This is a genomic window from Pseudobacillus wudalianchiensis (genome assembly GCF_001685015.1).
GTDB lineage: Bacteria > Bacillota > Bacilli > Bacillales > Domibacillaceae > Pseudobacillus > Pseudobacillus wudalianchiensis.
In genome coordinates this window covers 388,230-413,230 of the sequence record NZ_MAYT01000023.1, presented here as the reverse complement: position 1 = coordinate 413,230, position 25,001 = coordinate 388,230, and the positions used below count along the sequence as shown (strand labels likewise).

At 41.2% G+C, this 25,001-nt stretch carries 23 protein-coding genes; 15 read left to right on the top strand and 8 right to left on the bottom strand.

The window, feature by feature from the left end; all coding sequences use genetic code 11:
• Positions 1–33 precede the first annotated feature (33 nt).
• A complete protein-coding gene (locus tag A8F95_RS12660) occupies positions 34–1,347 on the bottom strand; it encodes an anaerobic C4-dicarboxylate transporter family protein (protein ID WP_065410824.1) in 1,314 nt (437 codons plus the stop codon).
• A gap of 879 nt (positions 1,348–2,226) precedes the next feature.
• On the opposite strand from A8F95_RS12660, the gene A8F95_RS12655 reads away from it, so the two are divergent.
• Both A8F95_RS12655 and A8F95_RS12650 read left to right on the top strand, forming a co-directional pair.
• Complete coding sequence (locus A8F95_RS12655) at positions 2,227–3,678, top strand: alanine/glycine:cation symporter family protein (protein WP_065410823.1); 1,452 nt, start codon at positions 2,227–2,229, stop codon at positions 3,676–3,678.
• 234 nt (positions 3,679–3,912) lie between these two features.
• A complete protein-coding gene (locus tag A8F95_RS12650; RefSeq protein WP_065410822.1) occupies positions 3,913–5,412 on the top strand; it encodes an alpha-amylase family glycosyl hydrolase in 1,500 nt (499 codons plus the stop codon).
• Between the two features lie 49 nt (positions 5,413–5,461).
• Here A8F95_RS12650 and A8F95_RS12645 read toward each other — a convergent pair whose 3' ends face one another.
• The 3 genes from A8F95_RS12645 to A8F95_RS12635 form a co-directional block, all read right to left on the bottom strand.
• A complete protein-coding gene (locus A8F95_RS12645; protein ID WP_065410821.1) occupies positions 5,462–6,328 on the bottom strand; it encodes an SDR family oxidoreductase in 867 nt (288 codons plus the stop codon).
• Positions 6,329–6,436: 108 nt separating this feature from the next.
• Positions 6,437–6,928 carry a YajQ family cyclic di-GMP-binding protein gene (locus tag A8F95_RS12640; protein ID WP_065410820.1) on the bottom strand — a complete coding sequence of 164 codons (492 nt, stop codon included), beginning with the start codon at positions 6,926–6,928 and terminating at the stop codon, positions 6,437–6,439.
• A 28-nt stretch (positions 6,929–6,956) separates the two neighbouring features.
• The gene (locus tag A8F95_RS12635; RefSeq protein ID WP_065410929.1) at positions 6,957–7,814 is read right to left on the bottom strand and encodes a DegV family protein; all 858 of its coding nucleotides are present in this window, start codon (positions 7,812–7,814) and stop codon (positions 6,957–6,959) included.
• Positions 7,815–7,957: 143 nt separating this feature from the next.
• Here A8F95_RS12635 and A8F95_RS12630 point away from each other — a divergent pair, with 143 nt between their 5' ends.
• The gene (locus tag A8F95_RS12630; protein ID WP_065410928.1) at positions 7,958–8,773 is read left to right on the top strand and encodes a YitT family protein; all 816 of its coding nucleotides are present in this window, start codon (positions 7,958–7,960) and stop codon (positions 8,771–8,773) included.
• A 52-nt stretch (positions 8,774–8,825) separates the two neighbouring features.
• On the opposite strand, the gene A8F95_RS12625 is transcribed toward A8F95_RS12630, so the two are convergent.
• Positions 8,826–9,659 carry a Cof-type HAD-IIB family hydrolase gene (locus A8F95_RS12625; protein WP_065410819.1) on the bottom strand — a complete coding sequence of 278 codons (834 nt, stop codon included), beginning with the start codon at positions 9,657–9,659 and terminating at the stop codon, positions 8,826–8,828.
• Between the two features lie 189 nt (positions 9,660–9,848).
• Between A8F95_RS12625 and A8F95_RS12620 the strand changes: the two genes are divergently transcribed.
• Positions 9,849–10,157: a metal-sulfur cluster assembly factor gene (locus tag A8F95_RS12620; protein WP_065410818.1), complete on the top strand. Its 309-nt coding sequence runs from the start codon at positions 9,849–9,851 to the stop codon at positions 10,155–10,157.
• Positions 10,158–10,513: 356 nt separating this feature from the next.
• Positions 10,514–13,111 (top strand): ATP-dependent chaperone ClpB, encoded by a 2,598-nt coding sequence (clpB, locus tag A8F95_RS12615; protein ID WP_065410817.1) that lies wholly within the window; start codon positions 10,514–10,516, stop codon positions 13,109–13,111.
• 36 nt (positions 13,112–13,147) lie between these two features.
• Here clpB and A8F95_RS12610 read toward each other — a convergent pair whose 3' ends face one another.
• Complete coding sequence (locus tag A8F95_RS12610) at positions 13,148–13,330, bottom strand: YjzD family protein (RefSeq protein WP_049660693.1); 183 nt, start codon at positions 13,328–13,330, stop codon at positions 13,148–13,150.
• Positions 13,331–13,525: 195 nt separating this feature from the next.
• On the opposite strand from A8F95_RS12610, the gene A8F95_RS12605 reads away from it, so the two are divergent.
• From A8F95_RS12605 to A8F95_RS12580, 6 genes are all read left to right on the top strand, one after another.
• Entirely contained in the window at positions 13,526–14,494 is a 969-nt protein-coding gene (locus A8F95_RS12605) for a BMP family ABC transporter substrate-binding protein (RefSeq protein ID WP_065410816.1), read from the top strand.
• 2 nt (positions 14,495–14,496) lie between these two features.
• The gene (locus tag A8F95_RS12600) at positions 14,497–14,682 is read left to right on the top strand and encodes a ComZ family protein (protein ID WP_049660696.1); all 186 of its coding nucleotides are present in this window, start codon (positions 14,497–14,499) and stop codon (positions 14,680–14,682) included.
• 179 nt (positions 14,683–14,861) lie between these two features.
• Positions 14,862–15,794 carry a beta-ketoacyl-ACP synthase III gene (locus A8F95_RS12595; RefSeq protein WP_049660697.1) on the top strand — a complete coding sequence of 311 codons (933 nt, stop codon included), beginning with the start codon at positions 14,862–14,864 and terminating at the stop codon, positions 15,792–15,794.
• 40 nt (positions 15,795–15,834) lie between these two features.
• Complete coding sequence (fabF, locus tag A8F95_RS12590; protein WP_065410815.1) at positions 15,835–17,079, top strand: beta-ketoacyl-ACP synthase II; 1,245 nt, start codon at positions 15,835–15,837, stop codon at positions 17,077–17,079.
• Positions 17,080–17,267: 188 nt separating this feature from the next.
• Positions 17,268–17,474 (top strand): YuzI family membrane protein, encoded by a 207-nt coding sequence (locus tag A8F95_RS12585; RefSeq protein ID WP_049660700.1) that lies wholly within the window; start codon positions 17,268–17,270, stop codon positions 17,472–17,474.
• Positions 17,475–17,559: 85 nt separating this feature from the next.
• Complete coding sequence (locus tag A8F95_RS12580; protein ID WP_065410814.1) at positions 17,560–18,324, top strand: YjbA family protein; 765 nt, start codon at positions 17,560–17,562, stop codon at positions 18,322–18,324.
• Positions 18,325–18,354: 30 nt separating this feature from the next.
• Here A8F95_RS12580 and trpS read toward each other — a convergent pair whose 3' ends face one another.
• Positions 18,355–19,344, bottom strand: coding sequence for a tryptophan--tRNA ligase (gene trpS, locus A8F95_RS12575; RefSeq protein WP_065410813.1), 990 nt, complete (start codon positions 19,342–19,344; stop codon positions 18,355–18,357).
• Positions 19,345–19,405: 61 nt separating this feature from the next.
• On the bottom strand, positions 19,406–19,780 hold the full coding sequence (locus tag A8F95_RS12570) for a DUF3899 domain-containing protein (protein WP_065410812.1): 375 nt from the start codon (positions 19,778–19,780) through the stop codon (positions 19,406–19,408).
• Between the two features lie 358 nt (positions 19,781–20,138).
• Here A8F95_RS12570 and A8F95_RS12565 point away from each other — a divergent pair, with 358 nt between their 5' ends.
• From A8F95_RS12565 to A8F95_RS12550, 4 genes are all read left to right on the top strand, one after another.
• Positions 20,139–21,803 (top strand): peptide ABC transporter substrate-binding protein, encoded by a 1,665-nt coding sequence (locus A8F95_RS12565; protein WP_065410811.1) that lies wholly within the window; start codon positions 20,139–20,141, stop codon positions 21,801–21,803.
• Positions 21,804–21,953: 150 nt separating this feature from the next.
• Entirely contained in the window at positions 21,954–22,883 is a 930-nt protein-coding gene (opp3b, locus tag A8F95_RS12560; RefSeq protein ID WP_065410810.1) for an oligopeptide ABC transporter permease, read from the top strand.
• A complete protein-coding gene (opp3C, locus tag A8F95_RS12555) occupies positions 22,883–23,911 on the top strand; it encodes an oligopeptide ABC transporter permease (protein ID WP_065410809.1) in 1,029 nt (342 codons plus the stop codon). The genes opp3b and opp3C overlap by 1 nt, the downstream gene beginning before the upstream one ends.
• A 21-nt stretch (positions 23,912–23,932) precedes the next feature.
• Positions 23,933–25,000: an ABC transporter ATP-binding protein gene (locus A8F95_RS12550; protein WP_065410808.1), complete on the top strand. Its 1,068-nt coding sequence runs from the start codon at positions 23,933–23,935 to the stop codon at positions 24,998–25,000.
• The last annotated feature ends 1 nt before the right edge of the window (position 25,001 follow it).

The window sequence follows — 25,001 nt, the reverse complement described above, 5'->3', positions numbered from 1 at the left end:
TTCATTCCTCCTATCAATTTATTTTTTGAACAATTAAAACAAGAGAGAGGAGATCAGCAGTCCAATGCCTACTGCACCAATTGTAGCGACAAGGCCGGGAATCATAAAGCTATGGTTCAAGATATAGTTTCCAATCCTGGTAGTCCCGGTCTGATCAAAGTTAATGGCTGCTACTACTGTTCCATAATTCGGTATAAAGAAATACCCGTTGACTGCTGGGAACATGGCGATTAACAGCGATGGAGCGATTCCTAATGAGATCCCGAGCGGCATTAAGGCGCGGACAGTGGCCGCCTGACTATACAGCAGGATCGACAGTATAAATAGAGCAAAGGCGAACAGCCATGGAGCCGAGGTAACCATCTCGTGAATCGATTCTTGAATTAAAGCCATATTCCCATTAAAGAAGGTATCACCCATCCAGGCAATTCCGAAAATCGCCACAACCGCTGTGACACCTGCTTTGAAAACAGTACCGGAAGCAATCTCTTCTACGTCTGGTTTACAAATAATAATAATAAGAGCTGAAATCGTTAACATGACCATCTCGATTGTATGGGGCATAGATAATCTTACGAATTCACCTTCAATGGTCCAGCCGGGACGGAGTGATTCGGCGGAACCGAGCAATACAACTAAAACAGCCCCTAATAAAAATAAAGCGACCGATAGTTTGGCTTTTTTTGTTACATGTATTTCTTTTTCCCCTGAAATAAGTGGAGTTATGCCCTTTTCCAAACGTTCCAGATAGATTGGATCTTCTTCTAATTCTTTCCCCATTTTGCTGGCAACAAATGCTGCAATCATACAAGCAATGAAAGTGGAAGGGATACAAATTAGTAAGATATCTATTAGATTAATATTAAAATCCGCTAACAAAGCGACTAGCGCTACTGTGGCCGCTGAAATTGGGCTAGCTGTGATCGCTTGTTGGGAGGCAATGACGGCGATTGACATCGGCCGTTCTGGCCGCACTTTCGATTCACGCGCCACTTCGGCGATAACAGGAAGCACAGAATAGGCGACGTGACCTGTCCCGGCGCAAAGAGTAAATAAATAGGTAACCATCGGTGCTATAAATGTGATATGCTTTGGATTTTTTCGAAGTGCTTTTTCTGCAATGCTGACGAGATAATCCATCCCTCCAGCTGCTTGCAGTGAACTGGCAGCGGTGATCACCGCAACAATCATGAGCATAACGTCAATCGGCGGCTCCGTCGGCTGTAATCCAAAGCCGAAAACGAAAATCGAGAGGCCAACGCCACCCATGACCCCAAGTCCGACTCCACCTAGTCTTGCTCCAATAAAAATACATAGAAGCAAGATAAGAAACTGTAGCCAAAACATGGCTGTTCCCTCCCTTTTTTATTTTCTACATGTTTCCACAAGAGAACGATAAATAATCGTTCTCGAGAGAAAAAGTCCCATTTTTTCAAAAGATGAAAGTCTGAATAAACGGAAAGCAGGGGTAGTAAAATAGATAAATAAAAATAGCCCCTGTTCTTTAAAGTTTGCTATACAAAAAAAGGAGGCGTATGGTCCCTGATATACATGCTTGAACCATGAATAACATGGTCTTTTGTGTAATGAGAGTACGGTATTCGGAGAAGGATCCAAGCCAGGAAACATGTTCAGAAATTGAGAAATCATCTTTGGCTGCACTTATTTCAATATAGCTTTATCAGACTAATGGTGAATTGGAAGGTACTGTTAGGCTTACAGTTTGTGATCCCCATAGAGCTTTACTTTTATTCAATGAAATGCCTCTGCTTATTTTCTCTTTAACTGTTCAGGGAATGCTCCCCTCTTTATGAGGAGGTGATCAGGGATATCTCATGTTAAAGTAGATAATCAACGACAAAGGCATCACCGATCCAATAGAAGCCCTTTTCACCAAAAGGGTGATGAAAGAGGGAAGAAGACGTCCAATCGAGCGGCTTCTCTATAAAAGCATTTGCATAAAAATTGATTTTTCACACTAGTTATACTCTTTTTTTAGAATAATAGTATCCCTATATCCTTGATTTATAGACTACTTGTAAATATTTCAGAATCTCAGTACTAAAACCTGTGTCTTTGTTCTTCAAAAGCTCCTTTAGCATATAGTATAAATATTCAATATATAAAATATTTAAACTTTTCAAATAAAATTGTTGTCTTAATTGTCCGCTTCTACTTATAATGTAGGAGAAAGGACATAAAACCAATTAAAGGGGGAGTATCTAGGTGGAGCAATTTGTTAATGGATTAAACGGCATCTTGTGGAGCACACCGGTCATCTATACCTTGCTTGGGGTAGGACTTATATTTTCCATTCTTACTCGTTTTTTGCAAGTAAGGCACATTAAAGAAATGATCATGCTAATGTTTCAGGGGAAAAGCTCTGAAGCGGGTGTATCATCCTTCCAGGCACTTTCGATTGCACTTTCAGGACGTGTCGGAACAGGAAATATTGCTGGTGTAGCTACGGCTATCGCATTTGGGGGGCCTGGGGCTGTATTTTGGATGTGGGCTATTGCCTTCATCGGAGCGTCAAGCGCGTTTATTGAATCAACTCTTGCGCAAATTTACAAAGTAAAACAGGATGGACAATATCGAGGTGGTCCGGCCTACTATATTGAAAAAGGGATTGGCTGGAAGTGGTTTGCTGTATTGTTTGCATTTGCCGCATTAGTCGCGATGGCTATTCTTATGCCTGGTGTGCAATCAAACTCCATCGCGGCAGGAATTGAAAACGCTTTCGGGATTAATCCTGCTGTTACAGGTCTTATCATTGTTCTTTTATTAGGATTCATTATTTTTGGCGGAGTAAAGCGGATTGCAAATGCAGCCCAAATTATCGTTCCATTCATGGCACTAGGCTACATTCTATTATCAGTGGTTATCGTATTGATGAACATCTCAGAGCTTCCTAGCGTGCTTGCTCTTATTTTCAGAAGTGCTTTTGCATTAGATTCAGCGTTTGGTGGTCTGATCGGAATGGCCATTTCTTGGGGAGTAAAGCGCGGTATCTATTCAAATGAAGCCGGCCAGGGAACTGGTGCGCATCCAGCTGCAGCAGCAGAGGTGTCACATCCGGCTAAACAAGGCTTGGTTCAGGCATTTTCCGTATATATTGATACATTATTCGTTTGTTCAGCAACAGCATTCATGATTTTGTTCACGGGCATGTATAACACGCAAGCAGAAGACGGTTCTTTCATTGTTGAAAACCTAAAAGGAGTAGAAGTAGGGCCGGCGTTCACACAGGCTGCCATTGACAGCGTGATCCCAGGCTTCGGTGCAGGCTTCGTTGCCATTGCTTTATTCTTCTTCGCCTTTACTACAATCATGGCCTACTATTATATTGCCGAAACAAATATTGCCTACTTGATTCGTAATAACAATAAATGGGCAACATTTGCTTTAAGAATTGTCATCATGGCTGCTACATTCTATGGTTCTGTTAAAACGGCTTCCTTAGCTTGGGCACTTGGAGACGTAGGATTAGGAATCATGGTATGGCTAAATGTTATCGCGATTGTGATTCTGGCAAAGCCAGCTATTGTGGCACTAAAGGATTACGAGAAACAAAAAAAGCAAGGCTTGGATCCTGTTTTCAATCCTAAAGCATTAGGTATTAAAAATGCAGATTATTGGGAGAAGGAATATAAGGACAATAAAGAACAAGTCTCTTAAAACTTTAAAAAATGTAACCTATTTTAAGGGACTAACGCCTGGTTTTAAGACAGGAATTAAAATACCTTTTGCACAACCAGTTGTTGGCAATCTGCCGGCGACTGGTTGTTTACTTTTGTTTGACTGCCTATTTCTTGTAGATTTGTTGAATTTTCTTTTTTTGCGTTTGACGGCTGTCCCGGAAAAGCGTAATCTTAGAAGCGGTACGATCATTTTTTGGAGGGGGAAGCGGAAGTGAAAAAAACATTATTTTCGCTCGTCTTATTGCCGTTTCTTCTTTTATACGCCTTACCTGTTAGCGCTGTAGAAAAAGAAGAACGAACGTGGCAAGATGAAACAATGTATTATGTAATGACCGATCGTTTTCATAATGGTGATAATAAGAATGATAAAGAGATTAATAATCATGATCTGCGAGCCTATCAAGGCGGGGATTTCACTGGTGCGGCTGAGAAGCTGGACTATTTGCATGATATGGGGATTACTTCTATCATTATTAGCCCAGTTTTTGAAAACGCAAAGGGTGGTTATCATGGCTACTGGATCACTGATTTCTATAAAACGAATAAACAGTTCGGTTCCCTGAAAGAACTCAATCATCTCGTCAAGGAAGCGCATGACCGGGATATGAAAGTCATTGTTGATTTTCCTATTATGCAGGTGAGCCCATCTCACCCATGGGTAAAGGATGCAGCAAAAGCAGATTGGTTTGTTACAAAAAGTGGCCATGCAGAAGAAAAGTGGCTCGGTCAAATGGCTGTGCTAAACCTTGAAAATGAAGCGGTGAAGCAGGAATTGATCAAAGTTGGTCAGTGGTGGATGAAGAAAGCGGATATTGATGGGTACTACTTAAGCGATTCTGCCAACGCCCCCGTTTCTTTCCTGCAAGATTTTTCTGCCCAACTGAAGCAGCAACAGAAAAACTTCTTTTTGCTTGGCGGCAATGATGGAAAAACGGATATTAAGCACTTTGAAAAATCTGGTCTTGATAGTGTGATGAATGCAGAACTTGCGGGCTTGCTTCAAGAGCAATTTAAAAATGTAAATGAACCTTCTAATCAAAGTGCTGCCCTTTTAAAGAAAGAGTCGGAAGAGAGTTCGCTGTTGCTAGCCAACTATCTAGATTCTAGCAAGACCGATCGCTTTACGAAAAAAACGGTAGAAGAAAACATGTTTCCAGGTACAAGATGGATGATGGCCTTAACCTATTTATATACCGTGCCAGGCGTGCCGGTTGTTTATTATGGCTCAGAAGTGGCCCTTAATGGGGAAAAAGGTCCGGAAAGTCATCGTCTGCTCAGCTTCAAAGAAGATCAGGAATTAATTGATCATATGAAAGAAATTGGGGAATTGCGTCAAAAGCTTCCAGCGTTAACACGCGGCTCCTATGAACCGATTTATGATAAAGATGGTATGACGGTATTTAAACGTCAGTATAAAGATGAAACACTGATTGTGGCAGTCAATAATTCAAATAAAACGCAAAAGGTAACGATTCCAGCTGAAGAGCTCGATCGCAATAAAGAATTGCGGGGTTTGCTTGAAGGAGGACTGGCTCGTCCGGAAGAAGAAAAGTTTTCTCTCATACTCGATAGGGAGACAGCAGAAATATATGCACTTACTGAGAAGGTAGGAGTGAATAAGTTATTTATCGCGGCTCTCGCTGCTGTCTATATTATTTTTATGGCTTTCCTCTATCTTGTATGGAAGAGGGGAAAAGCATCTCGCCAATAAAATTAACAAAAAGGGACTGCATAGTAAGCAGTCCCTTTTTGTTTCGTTATCACCCGTTTACAACCGTTCCTCCGTTCACATGAATCATTTGGCCGGAGACATAGCTGGAGTCATTGCTTGCTAAGAAAACATAAGCAGGTGCCAGCTCGTAAGGCTGTCCGGCACGGCCAAATGGTGTATCAGCACCGAACTTGGACACTTTTTCCGCAGAGAAAGTAGAAGGGATGAGCGGTGTCCAAATAGGACCTGGTGCTACGCCATTTACACGAATACCATCTTTAGCAAGCGAGGCAGCAAGAGATCGTGTAAAGGAAACAATCGCTCCCTTCGTTGCTGAATAATCAATCAATGTTGGATTTCCTTTATAGGCAGTAATCGAGGCTGTATTAATAATGCTTGCTCCTTTTTGGAGATGAGGAAGCGCAGCCTTCGTCATGTAAAAGTAGCCAAAGATATTCGTGCGGAACGTTTTTTCGAGCTGCTCGGCTGTAATATCAAGCAGGCTGTTTTGCGGATGCTGTTCACCCGCATTGTTCACGAGAACATCGATTCTTCCAAACGTATCGAGTGTTTTTTGCACGGCTTCTTGACAAAATTCCTCAGAGCCAATATCTCCTGCGATGAGGAGGCATTGCCGGCCTTCTTGTTCAATGAGTTTTTTCGTTTCTTCTGCATCCTCATGGTTCTCTAAGTAAACGATGGCAACATCGGCACCTTCGCGGGCAAAGTAAACAGCTGCTGCCCGGCCGATTCCGCTGTCCGCACCGGTTAACAATGCTTTTTTGCCTTCCAGTTTGCCACTGCCTTTATAGTCACTGTCCACATGATCAGGCTGCGGATGCATCAGCTCTGTTTTTCCCGAATGCACGTCTTGATGTTGTTTTGGAAAAGTTTGCTTTTGTTCTTGCTGACTCATCGAATCACTCCTTATATAAATTCTATGTCCACGTTATGTTTACCCGGCATATCTGTGTTTAACCATAAAAAAACCGGATGGAGTAGTTCCATCCGGTTAACATAAGGATTAACGAAAATTAACAAATTGCACATCTACAGCCAAATCGGCTTCACGGACAAGAGACATGACTTTTTGAAGGTCATCTTTGCTTTTGCCTGTTACCCGCAGCTGGTCTCCTTGAATTAGTGATTTTACCTTTAGTCCACTGTCTTTAATAAGTGAATTGATTTTCTTAGCAGTCTCTTTATCAATGCCCTGTACCAGTTTGGCGCGTTGACGGACAGTGCCGCCCGAGGCTCCTTCTATTTTTCCATAGTCGAGATTTTTTACAGGTACAGAACGTTTAATGAGCTTGCTGATTAGTACGTCTTTTAGTTGTTCCAATTTGAATTCATCGTCTGAAATAAGAACGAGTTCCTCTTTATCGAGTGAAAGGTCGCTTTTGCTTCCTTTAAAATCATAGCGTGTCTGAATTTCCTTTAACGCTTGGGTGATGGCATTCGTTACCTCCGAAAAATCTACTTTTGACACAATATCAAATGAGTTTTCTTTTGACATGTCTTTTCCACCTTTCTATTTGTTCAATTTAGGATGATGGTACTTTATTTAAGAAAAATAGGGCAATTGTGCCTGGTCCTGCATGAGAAGCGATTGCTGAACCGATAATATGGGTAAAAATTTCTTGAGAATGAAAACGTTCATCAATCATCTTTTTTAGCAGTTCGGCTGCTTCAGGATCATCACCATGACTAATCGCGATTCGTTGCTTGTTAAGCTGTTCTCCGCGCTGCTCCATCATATCGAGCATCCGGTTAAATGCCTTTTTACGACCGCGAATTTTCTCAATAGGGATGAGTTTTCCTTCACTTACGTGTAAAATTGGCTTAATGTTTAACAATCCGCCAATCCAAGCGGCGCCGCTTGAGAGTCTGCCGCCTTTAGCAAGGTGATTCAAATCTTCAACGGTGAAAATATGCTCCATATGTTGACAATAGAATTCGATGTCCGCTATAATGCTTTCTTTTGACCAGCCTTTTTGTAAGTTTTCAGCGGCCCTCATGACGATTAAGCCATAGCCTAAGGAGGCGGCCTTCGTATCGATAATAGTTAGATCAAGGTCAGCGTACTTTTCTTTTACTTGATCGCGAACCATGACGGCTGTCTGATATGTACCGGAAAGGGCAGAAGAGAAGGCAGGATAAATACCCGGTTCGCCGCTTTCCGCAAGTTCTGTAAATAGTTTTTCGAGCAGAAGCGGGGAAATTTGGGACGTTTTCGGCATTTCACCTTGACGAATAGCCTTGTATACTTCTTTTGGATCGATGCCTTTTATATCTTCATAATCTTTGCCATACAAATGAACATGAAGCGGAATGAGTGTGACCTGATGGCTTTCAAAAAAATGGAGTGGCAGATCGCACCCTGAATCAGCGAATAGCTTCATTTGTTGAATACCCCCTTTATCTGTAATAATTGTAAAGGCTTCACCGGAAAATAACAATTAAATTTAACCCCAGCTGCTTAGCAGCAGAACGAGGAGGAGAGAAGTTGGTAAAAGAGTCAGTTTGGAGTTTATCAAAGAAAGTAATGATTGTAATTATTGGTGCTTTTTTAAATGCCCTATCCATGAACTTGTTCTTAATCCCAGCAAATGTATATGCAAGCGGCTTCCAAGGCGTAGCTCAGCTGCTGTCCAATATTTTTACTTCTTTTACGCCAATTAATGTATCTGTAGGATTCTTACTGGTCTTATTAAATATTCCTGTAGCGCTTCTAGGCTGGTTCAAAGTAGGAAAGTCTTTTACGGTTTTCAGTTTTTTATCAGTTGTGATTTCTACCATTTTTCTTGAATTGATCCCGGTAAAAGCGGTATCCGAAGATATTATTTTAAATGCTGTTTTTGGCGGTGTCATTGGGGCTACAGGTGTTGGGCTCACGTTAAAGTGGGGGGCATCAACTGGTGGGCTTGATATCGTAGCGATGATTCTTTCTAGAATGAAGGATCGGCCAATCGGGAACTATTTCCTCGTAATGAATGGGATTATCATTTTGTTGGCAGGTATCATTTTTGGCTGGGAAAAAGCGTTATATACGCTCGTAGCATTATATGTCTCTACACGCGTAGTCGATGCGATTCATACCCGCCACGCTAAATTGACCGCCATGATTATTACCGATAAATCCCAAGAAATGAAAAAGGCGATTCATGCTAAGCTTGTGCGGGGAATCACAGTGCTGCCGGCAAAAGGGGCTTTCTCAGGTCATGAGCGTGAAATGTTGATGATTGTCATTACACGATATGAGCTTTACGATTTAGAACGAATTATAAAAGAAGTAGACCCAAATGCTTTCACCAACATTGTAGAAACAGCAGGTATTTTTGGTTTTTTCAGGAAGGATTAAAGATAGAAAGGGCCGGCTTGTACGCAAGGATAGCGTGCAATGCCGGCTCTTTTTAAATCACTGATTTTTCATCAATGGTAATGTTTAGTTTATCCTCTAAAAAGATCGCTACTCCATCTTCTTCATTCGTTAAGGTCACTTCGTTGGCAATGTTTTTTAATTCATTGATCGCATTGCCCATTGCCACCCCGGTGCCTGCATATTCAATCATTTCCAAATCGTTGTCCTCGTCACCGAAAGCAATGATCCGTTCTTTAGGAATATTCAAGTCAGCAGCTGCCCGCTGGATGCCTATTGCTTTATTCAGGCCTAATTTAACTAGCTCAATCACATGCCATGGGGCAGTCCAACGTCTATGATGAATGACTTCGGCATGAACCTCGCTTAAATGATCGCGAATGAGAGGGGCTGTTTTTTCAGTGGCATGGATGAGCATACAGGTAGGATCATCCATAAGTATTTGGCGCAAGTCGCCAGTGGTAATAGAAGGTTCCCCTAAATTAAATAAGTTAATCAGCCGTTCATCATGGTAGTGGAAATACAAATCATCCTGAACTTCTGCAATAATGTTATGAAAATCAAAATCGTGGCATGCTTCTACGATTTCGGCAGCTGTTTTGATGTTCATTGGTTCATGATAGATTCCCCAGTTATTGTTTCTCGGATGATGAACAAAGGCGCCATTAAAATTGACGATAGGCGTTACTAATCCCAGCTCATGGTAATAAAGTCCGCTGGAGCGATACGGACGCCCTGTCGCAATCATGACTTCATGGCCTTGCTCCATTGCTTTTTTTAACACTTGTTTTGTACGGGTGGAGATCTGTTTATCATCCGTAAGCAGTGTTCCATCTAAATCGACGACAATTAAATGTTTTTCAGCCATTGACTTGCAGACACTCCCTTTCATCGTTTCTCTTCTTTCAGTGTACGCTTACTTCCATACTTATGTCCAATAAAGCATAGATATTTACATTAAATTTACCGCTTTGTTGGAAAATAAGCGTTCTAGGTGATAATTTGTCCGTTGCTTTGTTATCATAGGAGTAACCCAAAGCTAGAAGGAGGAAGAAGAATGGATCAGGATCTGAAAGAAAATATTTTAGGAGCGCTTGAGCAAGTCGTTGACCCTGAGCTTGGCATTGATATTGTCAATCTTGGGCTCGTATATGATGTGGATATGGACGAAGCAGGTAAAACGAAAGTAACCATGACATTAACTTCAATGGGCTGTCCGCTGGCCGGCATTATTGTAGATCAGGTGAAAGCAGCGCTCGCAGATATTCCAGAAGTGAAAGAGATAGAAGTGGACATTGTTTGGAACCCGCCATGGTCACGAGACATGATGTCACGCTACGCTAAGATTGCTCTTGGCATTCAATAAAGTAATGACCCAACAGGCACCGGTTTCTCAGAAGCTGGTGCCTGTTGATTTTAATCAGAAAGGAAAAGTGCTGTGAGAGTAAATAACCCGTCATGGCAGGTAAATAAAGCAATTAATCTGCCAACCCTCATTTTAATCGTATACAATCATTTTCCTCTTTAGCATTCTCCGTTTCGTTCATTTCACTTTTATAATGCAGTGTAATTGGGAAAGAGAATATAAAGATCCTCTTTTCTGATAAAAGAATCATCCACTTAAAATTTATCCTTCATTTTCCTTATTGCTTTACATTTTTAGCTAGAAGGAAATATAATCTAATCAAAGGTCAAAAAAGGTCAAGAGAGGTGGAGAGCAATTTGGATATCGAACGGATGACATTGTCAGTGCAGGAAGCATTGGCTCAATCGCAAAAAATTGCAGAAGAAAACCAACACACAGAAATCGATCTTGCCCATTTTCTGCTGGCTCTGATCGACCGGCCTGACAGCCTTATGGCAAGAATTATAGAACGAGCAGGCAGTAATAATGATAGATGGATTTCATTTTTGCGGGAAGAGCTCGCAAAGAAACCATCGATTGCTGGAGCGGGAGTAAAGTACGGAGCCTACCTTTCAGCAGCTTTGCAATCTGCTTTGAATGAAGCGGAGCGGCTAAAGGAAAAGTGGGAGGATGAGTATTTATCGGTTGAACATATTGCTGCGGTTCTGCCTGTGACAAGCGATTACGCAGTAAAGAAGTTTTTAGAAAAGGAACAACTGACGAAAGACAAAATAAATGAAGCAATTAAAGAGATAAGGGGGAATCAAAAAGTGACATCACAACAGCCGGAAGCAGGCTATGAAGCATTAAAAAAATATGGCCGTGATTTAGTGGAGGAAGTTCGTTCCGGAAAGATTGATCCCGTGATTGGCCGTGACAATGAAATTCGCCATGTCATTCGCATTCTTTCCCGGAAAACAAAAAACAATCCAGTTCTCATCGGTGAACCAGGGGTCGGAAAGACGGCGATCGTTGAAGGATTGGCACAAAGAATCGTTCGTAAAGATGTGCCAGAAGGATTAAAGGATAAAACGATTTTTGCGCTTGATATGAGTGCGCTTATTGCCGGCGCAAAATTTCGCGGAGAGTTTGAAGAAAGACTAAAGGCCGTATTGAATGAAATTAAAAAAAGTGACGGCCGTATTTTACTGTTCATCGACGAGCTGCATACGATTGTTGGAGCTGGAAAAACAGAAGGGGCTATGGATGCCGGCAATATGTTAAAGCCAATGCTTGCACGGGGAGAACTGCATTGTATTGGTGCAACCACACTTGAAGAGCATCGAAAATATATTGAAAAAGATCCAGCATTAGAGCGTCGTTTCCAACAAGTACTCGTTCAAGAGCCGACACCTGAAGATACTATTTCCATTTTGCGGGGATTAAAGGAGCGGTTTGAGATCCATCACGGGGTAAAAATTCACGATCGCGCACTCGTTGCCGCCGCCGTATTGTCCAATCGGTATATTACCGACCGTTTTCTGCCGGATAAGGCCATTGATCTTGTGGATGAAGCCTGTGCAACAATCCGAACGGAAATCGACTCAATGCCAAGCGAGCTGGATGAAGTAACCCGTCGTGTCATGCAGTTAGAAATTGAAGAAGCGGCTCTTCAAAAAGAGACGGATCTCTCGAGTAAAGAAAGATTAGAGCAATTGCAGGAAGAATTGGCGAATTTAAAAGAAAAAGCAAATGAAATGAGAGCGCGCTGGTCTGCTGAAAAAGAAGCGATTGGGCAGGTACAGGAAAAAAGAGAATTGCTTGAAAAGCTTAGAAGAGAATTAGAAGATGCGGAAAGCCGTTATGATTTAAATAAGGCTGCTGAGCTTCGCCACGGCAGAATCCCGGCTGTCGAGAAAGAGCTTGCCCGGTTAGAGGAAGAAATGGAGCAAGCCAATAAAAGCGATAACCGCTTACTCCGTGAAGAAGTGACAGAGGAGGAAATTGCCGATATCGTAGCGCGCTGGACAGGCATACCTGTAACAAAGCTCGTGGAAGGAGAACGGGAGAAACTGCTTCGCTTAGAAAGCATTATGCACGAGCGCGTTGTCGGACAGGATGAAGCTGTTCAACTCGTCAGCGATGCAGTCCTTCGTGCTCGTGCTGGAATTAAAGATCCAAACCGTCCAATCGGTTCATTTATTTTCCTAGGTCCGACTGGTGTAGGAAAAACCGAGCTGGCGAAGACGCTGGCTAGTACATTGTTTGACAGCGAAGAGCAAATGATTCGTATTGATATGTCGGAGTACATGGAGAAACATGCGGTTTCTCGCTTAATCGGTGCACCTCCCGGATATGTCGGTTTTGAAGAAGGCGGTCAGCTGACAGAAGCTTTGCGCAGAAAGCCATACTCTGTTGTGCTGCTTGATGAAATCGAGAAGGCGCATTCAGAAGTATTTAATATTTTGCTGCAAATGCTGGACGATGGGCGGATTACCGACTCACAAGGCCGGACTGTTGATTGTAAAAATACAGTCGTGATTATGACGTCTAATATTGGCTCTGAATATTTGCTTGATCGCAAAGAAAATGAAGAAGAAATTCAAGAGGAAACAAAAGAAAAAGTACTGCGGCAGCTAAGAAGCCATTTCCGCCCTGAGTTTTTAAATCGTGTAGATGATATCGTGCTCTTTAAGCCATTAAGTCTCGAAAATATTAAAGGGATTGCAGAAAGAATGGTCAATGACTTGAGAAAACGGCTTGAGGATCAGCAAATTAATTTGACGCTTACAGAAAAAGCAAAGGAATTTATTGCAAAAGAGGGGTTCGATCCTGTATATGGAGCACGGCCATTAAAGCGTTTTATTCAGCATCAAATTGAAACGAAGCTTGCTCGTGCAATTATTTCCGGGGCTATTCCTCCTCACAGTGAAGCGACAGTCGATGTTGAAAATGAAGAGCTTGTTATTATATAAAAGAAAAGCAGCTGCATTTGCAGCTGCTTTTTTTAATTAATGTTGTCCGGCATGCTCGTCTGTGATAAGTGTAGAAAGAATAAACAGAATGATAGTAGCAAGAATTGAAAGCATTAAGCCCGTCATGAAGCTGAATTCAGAGCCGTTCATTGAGCTAACAACATATGTTAACATTTCCGTTAATAAGAAAGTCCAAAAGAAAGTCATGATATATTGCATGGAATATCCCTCCTTCGAAAGAAGATATGTATATAAGCCAACACTAATCATAGCACAATAAAGAAACAGATTTAAATGAATTTTTGTCATTATTATTAACATTTTTATTCATCTTACGTAAAAAAACTTTTTCTTCTTACTAAATACAGTTAAGATAAAGGAAGGTGGGTGTTTGTCTATAAAAGGAGAAAGAACATGTTCAACAAAAGATTACTAATTATACTAGGGATTTGTTTACTTATAGTTCTTCCAGGCTGTTCAGAGAAAAAAGAAGACAAACTGGAGAGAGTCGGCTTGCTTGTTCCTGATACAATTAACGATCAAGTGTGGGGAACAAACGGATACAGGGGAATGTTGAAAATTCAAGATAAGTATGGAGTAGACATTTTTTATAAAGAAAACATTCATTCTCAAATACTAGTAGAACGGGCTGTCGAGGAGTTTTCACATAAAGGGGTCAATATTGTATTTGGCCATAGCAGTGAATACGCCGACTATTTCAACAAGCTCGCTCCTGATTATCCTCATATGCACTTTGTTAGTTTTAATGGCAATGCTAACGAGAAAAATACAACAAGTTTGAAATTTGAAGCCCATGCGATGGGGTTCTTTGGGGGAATGACAGCCGCTCATTTTTCTAAAACAGGGACCATTGGTGTGGTAGCAACTTATAAATGGCAGCCGGAAGTAAAAGGATTTGTGGAAGGTGCAGAATTCGAACGCAAAGACATTCGCGTCGTCACCGAGTACGTTGAAAATTGGGATAACACCGATAAAGCACTGCAGCTGCTCGATAAAGTAACAGAAGAGGACGCCGATGTTGTCTATCCAGCCGGAGATGGCTATAATGTACCTGTTATTGAAAGGCTAAAAGCAAGAGGGCTGTATGCAATTGGGTATGTATCGGATCAGTCAGATCTTGGAAGAGATACGGTCTTAACGAGTACAGTTCAGCACGTAGATCAACTGTACTTGCTCGTTGCTGACGAATTCGTTAAAGGAAAATTGAAATCTGGCAATCTTCATTTTGACTTTGCGGACGGAGTAATTTCCTTAAGTCCGTTTAGCCCGGAAGTAGATAAAGCTTTTCAAAAGAAAATAAAAGGGTATATTGACCAGTATATCAAAACTGGCAAGCTGCCGAATAAGCAAATGGAGGAATAAAAATGAACGAAAACAAAAACATGGAATTCATGCAAATTGCGATGAAATACTTGCCGGAAGCGCAAGAAAAACTAAAAGAGTCGGGCATTGAGTTTTCAATGGATTTAATAGAACCATTCATGAGCATGTTCTTGAACGTGATGAATGAAGCATATGAGTTAGGCAAAAAAGACGCACAACAGGATTAAAAGTAAAAAGGGGCGGCTCCAAACACGGAGCCGCCCCTTTTTTGTAGACAGGATCATCCCTCACACGCCGTAAAATGACAGGATTCACCTATTGCAAAATCAGCCTTTTTTCAGTAAAATTAGTACCAAGTCTTAATAATTGATTATATACTAATAAGCAGTTGAAAGAAGGGAACCTGATGAACGCAGGGATTATTGGAATGGGCCAATTTGTGCCTGAAAAAGAAGTGACAAACTTTGATTTAGAAAAAATAATGGATACGTCAGACGAATGGATTCGGACAAGAACAGGAATTGAATCTCGAAGAATCGCAGATGATGATACAGATACATCCGATATGGGAGTAAAAGCAGCCGAGCAAGCTGTGAAGAATGCAGGAATTTCTCCGGAGGAAATTGATTTAATTATTGTGGCGACCGTGACTCCAGACTACCGTTTCCCTTCCGTTGCGACGATGATTCAGCATCAAATTGGTGCAAAAAATGCGGCGGCTATGGACATTAGTGCAGCTTGTGCCGGTTTCATGTACGGGATTGTAACGGGAAAGCAATTCATTGAAACGAATGATTATAAGTATGTCCTTGTTGTAGGTGTGGAGAAACTAACAAAAGCAGTGGATTGGTCAGACCGGAATACAGCTGTTTTATTCGGTGACGGCGCCGGAGCGGCTGTTCTTGGCCAGGTATCAGAAGGACGCGGTATTTTATCTTTTGAACTTGGTGCGGATGGTTCTGGTCTAAAGCATTTATATCAAAAGGATTATATTAAAATGAACGGCCGGGAAGTGTTCAAATTTGCTGTGCGCCAAATGGGAGAGTCTTGCGTAAACGTATTAGAAAAAGCAGGTCTTCAAAAGGAAGACGTTGACTTCTTACTGCCACATCAGGCAAATATTCGCATTATGGAGGCAGCTCGCCAGCGATTAGATTTGCCTCAAGAAAAGATGTCAGTCACAATTAACAAGTACGGAAACACATCATCTGCTTCTATACCGATCACGTTAATGGAAGAGCTTCAATCAGGAAAAATTAAAGACGATGATTTGTTAATTATGGTTGGTTTTGGCGGCGGACTCACATGGGGTGCGATTGCAATGAGATGGGGACGCTAGACTCGTATAGTTATTGAATCAATGCTAAGGAGTGGAAAAAGTGGAAAAACGCAGAGTAGTAATTACCGGGCTTGGAATTGTTTCGCCCGTTGGAAGTACAGTAGAAGAAGCATGGGCTAATATTTTAAGTGGTGTTAGTGGCATTAAGCCGTTAACAAGAGTAAATCCGGATGACTATCCAGTAAAGGTAGCGGCAGAAATCACAGATTTCAACCCGGAAGATTTTATGGATAAAAGAGATGCCCGCAAAATGGACCGTTTTACACAATATGCGGTTGCAGCAGCGAAGATGGCTGTGAAAAACGCTGATTTGACAATTGATGAATCAAATGCTGACCGCATCGGTGTTTGGGTTGGTTCTGGAATCGGCGGTATGGAAACGTTCGAAACCCAATTCAAAACCTTCCTTGATCGCGGTTACCGCCGTGTCAGTCCATTCTTTGTGCCAATGATGATACCAGATATGGCGGCTGGACAAGTATCTATTTTCTTAGGAGCGAAAGGCGTTAACTCTTGTACAGTAACAGCATGTGCAACTGGTACGAACTCGATTGGTGATGCCTTCAAAGTGATTCAACGCGGAGATGCAGATGCAATGATCACAGGAGGAAGTGAAGCGCCAATTACCCAAATGTCTGTAGCTGGTTTCTGTGCGAATACCGCTTTATCGACAAATCCTGATCCAAAAACAGCAAGCCGTCCGTTTGATGCGAATCGTGATGGCTTCGTTATGGGAGAAGGAGCAGGTATCGTTGTTCTGGAAGAACTTGAACATGCTAAAAAGCGCGGAGCCCACATTTATGCAGAGATTGTCGGTTACGGTTCCACAGGTGATGCCCATCATATTACAGCACCAGCACCAGATGGAGAAGGTGGAGCGAGAGCGATGAGCATAGCGCTTGAAGACGGTGGAATTAAGCCGGAAGACGTAGACTATATTAACGCTCATGGAACAAGTACACCGTATAACGATGAATTTGAAACAACGGCGATTAAGCATGTATTCGGTGAACATGCTTATAAATTAGCGGTCAGCTCAACAAAGTCCATGACAGGCCACTTGCTTGGTGCTGCTGGAGGAGTAGAGGCGATCTTTACCGCTTTGGCGATCAAAAACAGCATGTTACCGCCAACGATTAATTACGAAACACCAGATCCAAAATGTGATTTAGATTACGTAACGAACACATCACGAAAAAAAGAAATAGACGTGGCTCTCAGCAACTCACTTGGCTTCGGCGGCCACAATGCAACCATCGCTTTGCGTAAATACAAACCTGAATAAACTACATGAAGAAGATGAATAAAAGATCGACTTTTATTCATCTTTTTGTTTACTTCAGCATTTTCCAGACAGTATGTCCGTCCCGAAAGTTGTATTCTAATAAGTCTTTTGGACATTTTTTTTTATAAAAGGCATACATATATAGGACAAGCTGCTGCAGCCTAATCAATTGACAAAGGAAGAAGAAAATGGCCCTACGCCTAGTTGCCTTTTTAATCGGATTCGGCTTGTCCATTCTTGGTGGAGTAAGCTGTATCATGTATTTAAATTTGCTGACAGCCGGATTCACTGTGCAGGAATATTTCCAATTTGTATTTGAACGAACGGAATGTTATTTGTTGGCCGCTGGCGTTTTCATGATGACAGCCGCTCTTTATTTTCCAACGAGGCAATAAAGAAAAAATAGTCGTTTAAGGAATAATTTTACTTCGCTTTGCCCATACTTTAAGACAAATAGATGAAGAAGTGAGGAGGTTCATTATGTTATATCTTCATGATGTCTGGGTGAACTGGTTTGAAGGGGAGGAAAACGGATACAACGTATGCCATTATCATGAATGGCGCAAAGAGGACGCTGTCGAGCTATTAGATCAGGTGCCTCTGCTTCTAATAGATGAGAAATTATTTTATTATATTGAAAATCAATTAGCGGAATTACCAAAACAAATGCTTGAGGATGTTCGGAAAAAAGCCTTCCTGAGAAGAAATCATGAGCGGATTCAACTTGAACATTGCTTCGTCGTCACGGATGGAAAAGGCATTTTAGCTGTTGATACGATGGGTTACACAATCCCAGTTCGAAAAAGCCGTCTTGTACCAAGGCAAGAACAGTTAGCTTTCGAGATGTTTGAAGTTCATCCTGTTACTTCCTATGAGCTAGAATGGGAAATGGAAGAAAAGGAATATCATATTTTATCGCTTTCTCCTGAGAGCATGAGCGGATTGACAAGAAAAGAAAGACAACTAAAACAGCTCTTATTTATGGCACTTGATCAATTATTTTCTTCTAAAAACTCAGCAGAAATTCGTTATTGGTATACAGAGTGGATGCCAGAACGCTATGAAGATATTCAGACGATGAACATGGAAGACATCAAGCGGATTTTCCTTGAGGAAGCACTAGAAGGGTGGACAAGCCGCCACGATCGTCTTTGTGAAAATCTGATAAAAGGGCAGCCGTTTTTTGAAAAGCTGTGGGAAACAGAACACTCTTCGAAATTAAATCAATTAAACGAAAAAAGCTGAACCGGATAGGGTTCAGCTTTTTAGCTGTTCTTATTTTCTTTTTCGGCCAAGGCCCATAGCGTTTTCCATCTTCTTTACCATCTTGCCCGCCACTTGATTGGCTTTAGCGGCTCCTTCATCAAGGATATGATCAAGCTCTTCAGATTCGACAAGCTCATAATAACGTTTTTGAATTGGTTCTAAATGACGGACAACCACTTCAGCTAGTTCAGCTTTAAAGTCACCGTAACCTCTTCCTTCATAGCGCTTTTCAATGTCTTCGATAGACAAGCCGCCCAACACAGAATAAATGGACATGAGATTGGAAATACCTGGTTTTTCCTCTTTGTCGTATTTGACAATGCCATCTGAGTCCGTCACAGCACTTTTAATTTTCTTTTCAATTTGTTTCGGATCATCTAGCAGTGAAATGAACGCTTTGCTATTTGGATCAGATTTACTCATTTTTTTAGTCGGGTCTTGCAGTGACATCACCCGAGCGCCCGCTTTAGGAATGCGTACTTCAGGGATTGTGAAGATATCATTGTATTTGCGGTTAAATCTTTCAGCAAGATCTCTTGTCAGCTCAAGGTGCTGTTTTTGGTCTTCGCCAACAGGGACTAGATCCGCTCCATAAAGGAGAATATCTGCAGCCATGAGCGGCGGATAGGTTAATAAACCTGCAGAGACGGCTTCCTTGCCGGCTGATTTATCTTTGAACTGTGTCATCCGCTCTAATTCGCCAATATAGGCAACACATTGAAGCATCCAGCCTGCTTGAGCATGAGCCGGTACTTCTGATTGGATAAACAACGTAGCTTTTTTAGGGTCGATTCCAACAGCTATGTATAAAGCGGCTAGGTTGCGGATATTTTGACGCAGCTTAAGGCGATCTTGTGGAACCGTAATAGCATGCTGATCAACGATACAAAAATAACAATTGTAATCGTCCTGCAGTTCAGTAAATTGTTTGAGCGCCCCAATGTAGTTGCCAAGCGTAATAGTTCCACTCGGCTGGATGCCAGAAAATATTGTTTTCATAAAATAATCCCTCACTTCTTAGTTGACAAAATTATAAACAAATACTCTGCAACTTTCAAGATCAGGAAATAAGCGCGAGTATGAAAGTAGCAAGCACAATCCAGCCTCCGCCAGTTAAAAGGGGGTATGTCCATTGACAACTTTTCTTTTTAGGATACTCTTCATGCGGTGAATTTGTATCGTCAAGATCGTCGAATTCAGCAATATATTGTCCTTCTTTTGTAGATTTGCGAAACAGCTTAAAGCTACGATTTATGCTGTTAAAAAAGCCGCCTTCCAAAACGAATAGAAAGGCACCTGCCGTTACACAGAAAAGAGAAGATAAAAAAGAAAAGTCTAAGAAGCTGCGAAAAAATACAGCAGAAAATAACGCGTATACAACAGAAAGAATAATAATACAAGCGCTGATAATAAGAAATCTTTGTAAAAATTTCATTTATTGATCCTCCATGAATAATAGGAGTATAGCAAAATAAGGGAACGTACTCCAGTTTTTCCTATATAAATTCTCCAAACATGGCTGTATTAAGGCGGATAAATTATATCAAAAGAATTTTTATTGGTAAACTATTCTGAATTGCTAGTAAATGAAAGCGCTTCATACTTATGGATTATTATTCGTTTGAATACAAAATAGGCCATAAGGCTTATTTTACAGCAACAAACTGCTTGATTACGAAAATATGTCTAACTTGTTAAAAAAATTAAAATAATTATTGCAAAAAAACTAATAAAGTTTATAATTAGTAAAGAAATCTTCTGAATAATCAGGAAGAAAATGATGGACAAGGGGGATGAAGATGAAGAAGAAAAGTTACGCTCTATTTCTTGTTCTGTTGCTGGCAATGAGCACGTTCTTAGCTGCTTGCGGCGGAGGCGGCAATGACAGTAAAGAGAAAGCTGGCAGCGGCGGAAAAGGCTCTGATAAGAGCGACAATGTTTTGAATTTAACAGAAACACAAGATATTCCTTCTATGGACTCCGCTTTGGCAACGGATACTGTTTCTTTTACTACATTAAACAGTACGATGGAAGGATTGTACCGATTAGGTAAAAATGATGAAGCAGTAGATGGAATGGCTGACGGTGATCCACAAATCAGTGAAGATGGCAAAACGTGGACATTCAAGCTTCGTGATGCGAAGTGGTCTAACGGAGAACCGGTAACTGCAAATGATTTCGTCTTTGCTTGGAGAAAGGCTTTAGATCCTAACACTGCTGCTGAATACGCTTACATCATGTATGATATTAAAAACGCCCAAGCTGTCAACGAAGGTAAAATGAAGCCTGAAGAACTTGGCGTTAAAGCAGTAGACGACAAAACATTAGAAGTGCAGCTGCAAAATCCAGTGCCATATTTTAAAGAATTGCTAACTTTTGGCACGTTCTTGCCACAAAATGAAAAATACGTAAAAGAGCAAGGCGATAAATACGGCCTAGAAGCTAACACTACTTTATACAATGGTCCATTCACTTTAGATCAGTGGAAGCATGAAGACAAGTTCGTATTAAAGAAAAATCCTGAGTATTGGGATGCTGATACGGTTAAGCTGAACCAAATCAATACAAAGATTGTTAAAGATACTCAAACAGATGTTAACCTTTTTGAAAGCGGTGACGCTGATTTAATTAAGCTTTCTTCTGAGTTTGTAGATAAGTATAGAGAAAATGAAGGCTTCTTCACAGTTAAGGAATCTTCTATTTTCTTCATTCGTATGAATCAAACGAAGAGCGAATGGTTGAAAAATGTGGATGCCCGTAAAGCGATTGCTATGGGATTTGATAAAAAAGGCATCACAGATGTGCTATTGAATAATGGATCTGTTGTAGCAGATTTCTTCGTTCCAGAAGAATTTGCGAAAGGGCCAGATGGAAAAGACTTCCGTGAATCAGGCGATAAATACTTAAAGACAAATCTTAAAGAAGCGAAAAAGCATTGGGAAGCAGCAAAGAAAGCACTTGGACAAGATACAGTTACATTGGAATTGTTAAACTATGATGATGACTTATCTAAAAAAGTCGGCGAATACATTAAAGAACAACTTGAAAAAAATCTTGATGGCTTAACTATTAATCTTAAACAACAGCCATTTAAGCAAAAGCTTGATCTTGAAACAAAAATGGATTATCAATTGTCTCTTGGCGGTTGGGGAGCAGACTATTTAGATCCAATGACATACTTAGATATGTATGTAACTGGCGGGGCTCATAACCAACAAGGTTTCTCTAATAAAGAATATGACAAATTAATCCAAGAAGGCAAAACGACTTTGCTTCTTGAGCCAGAAAAACGCTGGGAAGCTCTAGTGAAAGCTGAGAAGATCCTGTTAGAGGATGAAGCAGCTATTGCCCCAATGTATCAAAGATCTCGTGCTTACTTATCAAATCCGAAATTAGAGGGTGTGTTATTCCACAAAGTTGGACCAGAACGCTCTTATAAATGGGCGGAGTTTAAGTAAGCAGGTTAAATACCTATATTGAGGAGGAGGGTGTATGCGCTAGAAGCATATGCTCTCCTTTTTCCCTGCTAAGGGGATAAAAATCTGAATTGAATGAATTTATCAAACAATAAAAAGAATTTATTGAAAAATAGTAAAGGAGGGCTTCCAATGGCAAAGTTTGTTTTTAAAAGATTAATCTATATGGTTATTACTTTATTAATTATTGCAACACTTACTTTCTTCTTAATGAAGCTCCTGCCAGGATCGCCACTTAAAAATCAAGAAAAATTAAGCCCGGCCCAACAAGAAATTATTCTTGATAAGTACGGGTTAAATGACCCTCTTCCTGTCCAATACGTTCATTATATGGCCAATCTGTTTAAAGGGGACTTAGGTTTATCTTTTCAATATGATAATCGTCCGGTCTCAACCATGATTGGTGAGCGTATTGGTCCCTCCGCGTATTTAGGTTTCCAAGCTGTTGTATTTGGAACAATTGTTGGGATTATTTTAGGTCTGCTTGCTGCTATAAGACAAAATAGTCTGTTGGATTATGCAGCTACGACCGTTGCCGTCTTAGGAATATCAATCCCTTCTTTTGTCTTCGCTGGATTATTGCAGTACTATTTTGCAGTTAAATATCCAATTTTTCCGGTAGCCGCATGGGAAGGGTTTGAATACACGGTGCTTCCGACCATTGCTTTATCTGTATTCGTAATTGCTACCGTGGCACGGTACATGCGGTCTGAACTCCTAGAAGTATTAAGCTCCGACTATATTATGCTGGCGCGCGCAAAAGGAATCAGTTCTTTTGATATTATGGTGAAACATGCTCTGCGAAATGCTTTAATTCCGATTATCACCTTATTGGGCCCGTTAGCGGTAAATATTATGACTGGTTCACTCGTTATTGAGAATATCTTTGGTATTCCTGGAATCGGACAGCAGTTTGTCCGTTCAATCATGACAAATGATTTCACGGTCATTATGGGGGTAACGCTCTTTTATAGCGTGTTATTTATTGTTGTTGTCTTTATTGTCGACATTCTTTATGGTGTGATCGATCCACGTATCCGATTGAGTGGAGGGAAGAAATAATGAGCACAGAACAAGCAGAAAAAAACGTTGAATTGCAAAAAGACCTTTTTCAGCCAGCCGAAAAGCAAGCTTTGCAATCAGACACGATCAGTCGGCCGAGCTTGAATTTTTGGCAGGATGCTTGGCTGCGATTAAAAGGAAACAAAGGAGCCATTGTTGGATTAATCTTAATCTTGCTTCTGTCCTTTATGGCAATTTTTGGGCCATCTATGAACAAATACACGTATAAGGAACAAAACATTGCCCACGCGAAGCTGCCGCCGAAAATTCCGGCACTTGCAAATATTGAATGGCTGCCGTTTGATGGCAAAGATAAAGACGGCTTTGATATGTATAAAGCGAAAAATGTAAAAGAAGCTTATTGGTTTGGTACAGATGAGCTTGGGCGTGATCTATGGACAAGAGCGTGGTACGGTACGCGTATCTCCATTTATATTGGTCTATTAGCTGCTATTATCGACTTTTTTATTGGGATTGCCTATGGAGGGATCTCCGGTTTTTACGGTGGTCGTGTCGATAACATTATGCAGCGTGTTATTGAGATTTTGATGGGGATTCCTCACTTAATCGTAGTCATTTTGTTTATTCTCGTCTTTGAACCAGGGATTTTCTCTATCACAATGGCGATGGTTATTACGGGATGGGTCAACATGGCGAGGATTGTCCGCGGGCAATTTTTGAAATTAAAAGGCCAGGAATTTGTCCTTGCTTCACGCACTCTTGGAGCTTCAGGGAATCGGTTGATTTGGAAACATCTAATGCCTAACGTGATGGGACCGATTATCGTTACAACCATGTTTACGATTCCGTCTGCTATTTTTACAGAGGCCTTCCTCAGCTTTATCGGCCTTGGGATTCGCCCGCCAGAAGCTTCACTCGGTTCTCTCGTAAATGATGGATTTAAATCACTGCAGGTATATCCTCATATGCTGATTATTCCATCTGTTATTATTAGCTTGCTCATTTTGAGTTTTAACTTATTAGCTGATGGCTTGCGCGATGCGCTTGATCCAAAAATGCGGAAATAATCACTAGGAGGAGAATATTCGATGGAAAGATTGTTAGATGTTCAAAACTTACATGTCTCCTTCGATACGCATGCGGGAGAAGTAAAAGCTGTCCGTGGGGTAGATTTTCATTTAAGAAAAGGAGAAACACTGGCGATCGTAGGAGAATCTGGTTCCGGAAAATCAGTAACAACAAAGGCGCTCATGCGCTTAATCCCAAATCCGCCTGGACGAATTAAAGAAGGAAAGATGTTATTCGAAGGAAAAGATTTAGTGAAAATCTCAGAAAAAGAAATGGAAAAGCTGCGGGGAAAAGAGATTTCGATGATTTTCCAAGATCCTATGACTTCCCTTAATCCAACGATGACAGTAGGGAAGCAAATAATGGAACCGCTTTTAAAACATCAAAAAATGAAGAAAGAGGCAGCGAGAAAGCGCGCGATCGAGCTACTAGCGCTTGTTGGTCTTCCAAATCCGGAAGCGCGGATGAAGCAGTATCCTCATCAATTTTCGGGTGGACAGCGTCAGCGTGTCGTCATTGCCATCGCTCTTGCTTGTAATCCTAAGATTTTAATTGCCGATGAACCAACAACAGCTCTTGATGTAACGATTCAAGCGCAAATTTTAGAACTAATGAAAGAATTACAGAAAAAAATTGAAACCTCCATTATTTTTATTACACACGATCTTGGGGTAGTCGCCAATGTCGCTGACAGGGTAGCTGTTATGTATGGAGGGCAAATTGTGGAAACAGGAACAGTCGATGAAATCTTTTATGATCCACGTCATCCGTATACGTGGGGCTTACTGTCTTCCATGCCGAGCTTAGACACAGAGGAAGGAATAGCGTTACAGGCTATTCCGGGGACGCCTCCAGATTTGTTAAATCCGCCAAAAGGAGATGCTTTTGCTCTAAGAAGCAGCTATGCAATGAAGATTGATTTTGAACAGGAGCCGCCTGTGTATCAAGTATCACCTACTCACTTCGTAAAATCGTGGCTGCTTCATCCAGACGCACCAGCCGTTGAGCCGCCGGTGAATGTACGGCAAACTCAGCGGACGATGCCACAAAATTTTGATAAGCCTGTATTGGTTGGGGGAGGTCGCTGAT